The sequence below is a fragment of the Oscillibacter sp. KLE 1745 genome (assembly GCF_000469445.2).
GTDB lineage: Bacteria > Bacillota > Clostridia > Oscillospirales > Oscillospiraceae > Oscillibacter > Oscillibacter welbionis.
Map to the genome: position 1 here is coordinate 1 of NZ_KI271717.1, position 6,521 is coordinate 6,521.

The 6,521-nt window shown below is 65.1% G+C and carries 7 protein-coding genes; 1 reads left to right on the plus strand and 6 read right to left on the minus strand.

What is annotated here, in order from left to right; genetic code table 11:
• Together HMPREF1546_RS07100 and thyA are read right to left on the minus strand one after the other, a co-directional pair.
• Window positions 1–469, minus strand: a 469-nt coding sequence (locus HMPREF1546_RS07100; RefSeq protein WP_021751822.1) for a dihydrofolate reductase, incomplete at its 3' end; no start/stop codon positions are given.
• A 13-nt stretch (window positions 470–482) separates the two neighbouring features.
• Window positions 483–1,313: a thymidylate synthase gene (gene thyA, locus HMPREF1546_RS07105; RefSeq protein ID WP_021749676.1), complete on the minus strand. Its 831-nt coding sequence runs from the start codon at window positions 1,311–1,313 to the stop codon at window positions 483–485.
• Between the two features lie 242 nt (window positions 1,314–1,555).
• On the opposite strand from thyA, the gene HMPREF1546_RS07110 reads away from it, so the two are divergent.
• Complete coding sequence (locus tag HMPREF1546_RS07110) at window positions 1,556–2,404, plus strand: AraC family transcriptional regulator (protein ID WP_021749678.1); 849 nt, start codon at window positions 1,556–1,558, stop codon at window positions 2,402–2,404.
• Between the two features lie 52 nt (window positions 2,405–2,456).
• On the opposite strand, the gene HMPREF1546_RS07115 is transcribed toward HMPREF1546_RS07110, so the two are convergent.
• The 4 genes from HMPREF1546_RS07115 to HMPREF1546_RS07130 form a co-directional block, all read right to left on the minus strand.
• Complete coding sequence (locus tag HMPREF1546_RS07115) at window positions 2,457–3,647, minus strand: iron-containing alcohol dehydrogenase (protein ID WP_021751823.1); 1,191 nt, start codon at window positions 3,645–3,647, stop codon at window positions 2,457–2,459.
• Between the two features lie 37 nt (window positions 3,648–3,684).
• A complete protein-coding gene (locus HMPREF1546_RS07120; protein ID WP_021749681.1) occupies window positions 3,685–4,167 on the minus strand; it encodes a helix-turn-helix domain-containing protein in 483 nt (160 codons plus the stop codon).
• 58 nt (window positions 4,168–4,225) lie between these two features.
• A complete protein-coding gene (locus tag HMPREF1546_RS07125) occupies window positions 4,226–5,197 on the minus strand; it encodes a D-2-hydroxyacid dehydrogenase (protein WP_021749682.1) in 972 nt (323 codons plus the stop codon).
• Window positions 5,194–6,521: NAD(P)/FAD-dependent oxidoreductase (locus tag HMPREF1546_RS07130; protein ID WP_021751824.1), on the minus strand; the 1,328-nt coding region annotated here is incomplete at its 5' end. The genes HMPREF1546_RS07130 and HMPREF1546_RS07125, both read right to left, overlap by 4 nt.

Below are 6,521 nucleotides of genomic sequence, written 5' to 3' on the forward strand. Positions count from 1 at the left end.
ACCGATAGGTGAGCCCGTTCTCCGTCACCGGCTCGCTGACGGCTCTTACAGTCCAGCCGGGCAGCTTGTCCAGATTGGGAAAGAAGGAGTCCGCGCCCTCCGCGGCGGCGTCCACCCGGGTCACGTAAGCCCGTGCGCATTGGGAGAGCAGAGCGGCGTAGATGCTGCCGCCGCCGATGACCCACAGCTGGTCCGGCGGGGTACCGGCTGTGGCCTCCCGCATGGCCGCCAGACTGGAGACGGTCTCCGCCCCCTCCCGGGAAAAGTCCGGGCAGTGGGTGATGACGATGTTCCGCCGCTTGGGCAGGGGCCGCCCGCCGGGAAAGGAGTCCAGCGTCCGGCGGCCCAGGATGACCGTGCCCCCCAGGGTGAGGGAGCGAAAGCGCTTCATGTCCGTAGGCAGGGAGAAGAGCAGATCATTGTCCCGGCCGATGGCCCAGTTTTGATCGACGACGACGATGGCATTCACAGCGCAGGCCTCCTCAAATAGCGATGGGGATCTGGTCCTCGAAGGGGGCGGGGATGTAGTCCTCCAGGGAGAAGCTGTCCCGGGTAAAGGCGTAGAAGTCCGTCACGGACGGGTCCATCCGGAACACCGGCGCCGGGGACGGCGTCTGGGCCAGCATCTTTTCAATGATGGGCACATGGCGGTCGTAGATATGGGCGTCCGCGATCACGTGGACCAGTTCGCCGGGCACCAGGCCGCTGACCTGGGCCAGCATGTGGACCAGCACCGCGTACTGCACTACATTCCAGTTGTTGGCGGCCAGCATGTCCTGGCTCCGCTGGTTCAAAATGGCGTTGAGGACATTCCCGGAGACGTTGAAGGTCATGGACCAGGCGCAGGGGTACAGATTCATCTCATGGAGATCCTGGTGGTTGTAGAGACTGGTGAGGATGCGGCGGGAGGCGGGGTTGTGCTTCAGGTCATACAGCACCCGGTCCACCTGGTCCATCTCCCCTTCGGGATACTGGTGCTTGATGGAGAGCTGATAGCCATAGGCCTTGCCGATGGAGCCGTCCGGATCCGCCCACTCATCCCAGATGTGGCCGTTCAGGTCGTGGATGTTGTTGGACTTCTTCTGCCAGATCCACAGCAGTTCGTCCACCGCGGTCTTCCAGTAGGTCCGGCGGAGGGTCAGGATGGGGAACTCCTCCTGAAGGTCATAGCGGTTGACGATCCCGAATTTTTTCACAGTGTGGGCGGGAGTACCGTCCTCCCAATGGGGACGGACGGGCAGGTCTGTGTCCCAGACCCCGTGGTCCAGAATGTCCCGGCAGTTTTGCAGAAAGAGCGCATCGGCACGGCTCATGGGGGTCCCTCCTCAGCGTTGGGTATTTTTTTCAGTATAGCAAATCCGGGAGAAAAACACAATCGGCAGATGAAGCCCCGGCCGCCAAATTGGGGGCGTCTTTTCCTGTGCCTGTTGTGAAAATCGGCTATGTGTGGTAGAATACCTGCAAAACGGGCCCTGCCTCATCGGGCGCGGCGCCCGGTTCCACGGCCGAAGAGTGACCCGGCGGATGCTCCGGCGGGCGGAAAAGGAGGCGGGAGATGCCGGACCGGAAGGAGATCAACAAGCGGGGCTATCTGAAGGAGGACTTCCGGCTGTTCCACCTGAAGGACAGCCGGGCCCAGAAGGTGGACTATCACTACCACGCCTTTGACAAGCTGATCCTTCTCCTGGGGGGAAAGGTCACCTATGTGGTGGAGGGCGTCACCTACTTCCTTCAGCCCTGGGACCTGCTGCTGGTGGGACACGACCTGATCCACCGGCCCATCATCGACCCGGCGGAGCCCTATGAGCGGGTGGTGATCTGGCTGGGACGGGAGTGGCTGGAGCGGCGCAGCGACCCCGGCGAGGCGCTGGACACCTGCTTCGACACCACCCGGGAGCGGGGGTTCCACCTGCTGCGCTTCGACGCAGAGCGGCGGCTCCACTATATGCAGCGCATCCAGCAGCTGGAGGAGGCCCTGCGGGACCGGAGCTTCGGCGCCGCCCGCATGGCGGATACCCTCTGCCAGCAGATGCTGATCGACGTGAACCGGGATGTGCTGCGCTCCCGCACCGCCCAGGAGGAGCGGGACAGCTACCGGGTGGACCCCAAGATGGAGGAGGTGCTCCGGTACATTCTGGACCATCTGGGAGAGGAGCTGACGGTGGAGTCCCTCTCCAAGCGGTTTTTCATCAGCCGGTACTATCTGATGCACCGGTTCAAGGCCGTCACCGGCTACACGGTCCACCAGTACATCAGCCAGAAGCGGCTGCTGCGGGCCGGGGAGCTAATCCGCGCCGGCGTGCCGGTGATGAAGGCGGCGGAGCAGGCCGGATTTGAGGAGTATTCCACCTTCCTGCGGGCCTTCCGCGGCACCTTCCACATGAGTCCCCGGGAGTTCCGGTGACGAGGATACGGCAAAAGCCCGCCCGGGGAGCGATCCCCGGGCGGGCTTGCTGTTACTGGGCCTCGCCGGCTGCCAGGCGGAGGATAGCCTCCATGTCCGCGGGCTGGATCTTCACGAAGCCGCCGAAGGGGAAGCCGCCGGGCTTCTCCGCCCGGTGGGCCACCATGTCCGGGATGTCTTTGGCCTTGGCTCCCAGCTCGTCAAAGGTGATGGGCATCCCCAGGGAGTGGAAGAAGAGGCACAGCTTCTCGATGCCCTGGCGGGCGGTGGCCTCCGGGTCCGCAAAGTTCATCTCACAGCCGAAGACCCGCACGGCGAACTGGGCCAGCCGGACGGGATCATGGGGCAGCACGTACTCCATCCAGGCGGGCAGGATCACCGCAAGACCCGCGCCGTGGGCGCAATCGTAGAAGGCGGAGAGCTCATGCTCGATCTGGTGGCTGGCCCAGTCCTGCTCCCGGCCCACGCCGCAGGAGTTGTTGTGGGCCAGCATCCCTGCCCACATCAGGTCCGCCCGGGCGGCGTAGTCATTGGGATCGGCAATGGCCTTGGGGGCCGCGTCCAGCACGGTCTTCAGCAGGGCCTCGCACAGCCGGTCCGTCAGCCCCACGTCGGGAGTGTTGGTGAAGTACCGCTCCATGATGTGGGCCATCATGTCCACCGCGCCGCTGGCGGTCTGGTAGGCAGGCAGGGAGCAGGTGAACCGGGGGTTCAGCACGGCGAATTTCGGGCGGATGACATCCGTCTTGGGGCAACCCCACTTCAGGTTGCCCCGCTCCTGGGTGATGACGCAGCTGTCGGACCCCTCGCTGCCGGCGGCGGAGATAGTCAGCACCACGCCCACGGGCAGCGTCTTCTCGATCTTGGCAGCGCCGGTGAAGAAATCCCAGAAATCCCCCTTGTACAGCGCGCCGAAGCCGATGGCCTTGGCGGTGTCGATGACACTGCCGCCGCCCAGTGCCAGCAGGAAGTCCGCGCCGGTCCGCCGGACCAGGTCGATGCCCTCGTATACCTTGCCGCTGCGGGGGTTGGCCTGGACGCCGGAGAGCTCTGTAAAGGGGATGCCCGCGGCCTCCAGGGAGGCGGTGACGGCGTCATAGGCGCCGTTGCGGCGGACGGACCCGCCGCCGGTGACCAGCAGTACCCGGCTGCCGCTGAACCGGCGCACCAGCGCGCCGGTGTTTTTCTCTTCTCCATCGCCGAAGGTGAAGAGGGTGGGGGAGTAGAAGGTGAAGTTGTTCATGGATGAAGTTCCTTTCCTTAAAAATTCAACAACATAATCAGTCCCGCTTGGATAGAAGCACCTCAAATACCAGCAGGGCCAGAGCTATCGCCAGCAGGAGAAGCCCCGCTGAGAGAACGGCACCGCACCAGGTGCTGCGCAGAGCAGTGCCGAAGCGGCCGAAATCGGTGTACCACTGGTCTGCGGTCAGTGCATGATAGACAGCTCCGGTCAGCCCTGTCAAGGCGGCTGCTGTTCCTGCGAAGGCCAGAGGCGGAGAGATCACCCGGAGACTCCACCGCCACAGTGGAAGAGACAGGAAGTCGGACGCATCATCAGCCTTGGCATTCTCCCCCAGCAGTTCATCGGCGGAGATGCCGAAGACGCGGCACAATTGGAGAAGCTTTTCCGCATCAGGAAGGACCTCGCCGCTCTCCCAGCGGCTGACGTCCTGCGTGGAGACGCCCAGCCGCTCTGCCAGAATCTCCTGAGAGAGGTGGGCAGCCAGCCGCCTCTGGGTGATTTTTTCGCCGATGGTCATGGGAAAACTCCTTTCGCAAATAGCTTTCGTATATCACTGGCCTGCCCCGGCGGACTGCTTAATATCCCCGGTTCCGGTCCACCAGTCCCGCCAGCGGGCGCCCGGCGGCGTAGTTCTCCAGATCGGCACAGAAGCGGGCCACGTTTTCGTCGCAGGTGTAGCCCAGGGTCATGTTGCCGGAGACGTGGGGGGTGAGAATGATGTTGCGGGCGTCCCACAGAGGATCGTCCTGGGGCAGAGGCTCCGGGTCCATCACGTCCAGGGCGGCGCCTGCCAGCTTTCCGCTGTTCAGGGCCTCCGCCAGGGCCTTCTGGTCCAGAGCGGTACCACGGCCCACGTTGATGACGCAGGCGTCGGCGGGCAGCAGGGCGATCCGCTCCCGGTTCAGGATGTGAACGGTCTCCGGCGTGCTGGGCAGGGCCATCACCAGGATTTTTGTGCGGGGCAGCACGTCGTCCAGAGCGGAGATGGGATACACCTCGTCGAAGGCGGGGTGGGGCTTTCCGCTGCGGCTGAGACCCACGATCTTCGCGGCCCCCATGCCCCGCAGCCGGTCCGCCACATGGCGCCCGATATCCCCGGTGCCCAGGATGGTGAATTCGTTGTCCCGGATGGAGCGGACGGGCAGCTGATTGGACCAGCCGTGGCCCCGGACGATCTCGATGTACTCCGGCATCCGCCGCAGCAGCATCAGGGTCACCATCACCACATGCTCGGCGATGGTAACGCCGTAGACGTTGGAGTTGGTCAGCAGGCAGTCCGGGTTGGCGAACAGGCCGGGATCCTTGCAGTAGAGGTCCACCCCGGCAAAGGAGCAGCAGTACCACTTCAGCGTAGCGGGAGCGGTGCGCAGAAGGTCAGCGGAATGGGCGTACAGAACCTCGCAGTGCTGGAGGCAGTCCTTCGCCTCCTCAAACTGGTCCAGGTTGAAGAAATGGGGGGTGAAGCCCGTCCGGCGGGCGGTCTCCCGGATCCGGTCCTTGTGGGCTTCCGTGAGGAATTCCTGATAGATGCAGATATTGCGATTCATAAACAATCAGACTCCTTTTGAATGGATTGACAGAGTTGCTCGGCACAGTGCATCCCATCCGCGGCGGCGGAGAGGATGCCGCCGGCATAGCCGGCTCCCTCGCCGCAGGGGTACAGGCCCCGGAGAGAGGACTGGCAGGTCCCATCCCGTGGGATGCGCACTGGGGAGGAGGAACGGCTCTCCACCGCCGTCAGGACGGCGTCCGGATCGTCGTAGCCCCGGAGCTTCTGCCCCAGCAGGGGGAGCGCCCCGGCAATGGTATCCGCAACGAAGGGCGGCAGGCACCGGCGCAGGTCCGTCCAGGTGACGCCGGGGCGGTAGCTGGGGTGCACTCGGCCTGGGCCGACGGAGGGGCGCCCCGTCAGAAAGTCCCCCACCCGCTGGGCCGGGGCCCGGTAGTCCCCACCCCCCAGAGCGTAGGCTGCAGACTCCAGCTTCCGCTGGAAGGCGATACCCGCCAGGGGATCTTCCGCCCCGCCATAGTCCTCTGGCGTCACGTTCACCAGCAGGCCGCCATTGATATTCTCCTTGTCCCGGGCGAATTCGCTCATGCCGTTGGTGACCACCCGCTCCGCCTCAGAAGCGGCCGCCACCACCTCCCCGCCGGGGCAGACGCAGAAGGAGTAGGCCGCCCGGCCGCCGGGCAGATGGCAGGAGAGCTTGTAGGTAGACGCCGGAAGCCCGGGATGCCCGGCGTACTGCCGGTATTGGGCGGCGTCGCAGTCCGCCTGCCGGTGTTCGATCCGCACCCCCACGGCGAAGGGCTTGGCCTCCATGGGCACACCCCTTTTATGGAGCATGGCGAAGGTGTCCCGGGCGGAGTGCCCTGGGCAGAGGAGCAGGTGGGAGCAGGGAAGGGTATAAACGCCCTCCGGCCCCTCCGCGGTGATGCCCCGCAGGGCGCCGTCCCGGATGTCCAGATCCGCCAGCCGGCTCTCAAACCGGATGTCCGTTCCCAGTTCCAGCAGACGGCGGCGCAGGTTTACCAGGACGGTGTGGAGATAATCCGTGCCCACATGGGGTTTGGCATCGATCAAAATATCCTCCGGAGCGCCGCAGGATACCAACGTCTCCAGGATAAAGCGGTGGCGGGGGTCGCGTGTGCCGGTGTTCAGCTTCCCGTCCGAGAAGGCTCCTGCGCCGCCCTCGCCGAATTGGACATTGGAGGTCAGGTCCAGCTCTCCCGTGGCCCAGAACCGTTCCACATCCGCCTTCCGTCGCTCCACCGGGCGGCCCCGCTCCAGCAGGATGGGGCGCAGCCCCGCCTGGGCCAGCACCAGGGCGGCGAAGAGCCCCGCGGGCCCGGCGCCCACCACCACGGGAG

Coding starts and splice junctions, on each gene's coding strand:
- thyA (WP_021749676.1), bottom strand. CDS start 1,313: ATGAGCCGTGCCGATGCGCTCTTTCTGCAAAACTGCCGGGACATTCTG.
- HMPREF1546_RS07110 (WP_021749678.1), top strand. CDS start 1,556: ATGCCGGACCGGAAGGAGATCAACAAGCGGGGCTATCTGAAGGAGGAC.
- HMPREF1546_RS07115 (WP_021751823.1), bottom strand. CDS start 3,647: ATGAACAACTTCACCTTCTACTCCCCCACCCTCTTCACCTTCGGCGAT.
- HMPREF1546_RS07120 (WP_021749681.1), bottom strand. CDS start 4,167: ATGACCATCGGCGAAAAAATCACCCAGAGGCGGCTGGCTGCCCACCTC.
- HMPREF1546_RS07125 (WP_021749682.1), bottom strand. CDS start 5,197: ATGAATCGCAATATCTGCATCTATCAGGAATTCCTCACGGAAGCCCAC.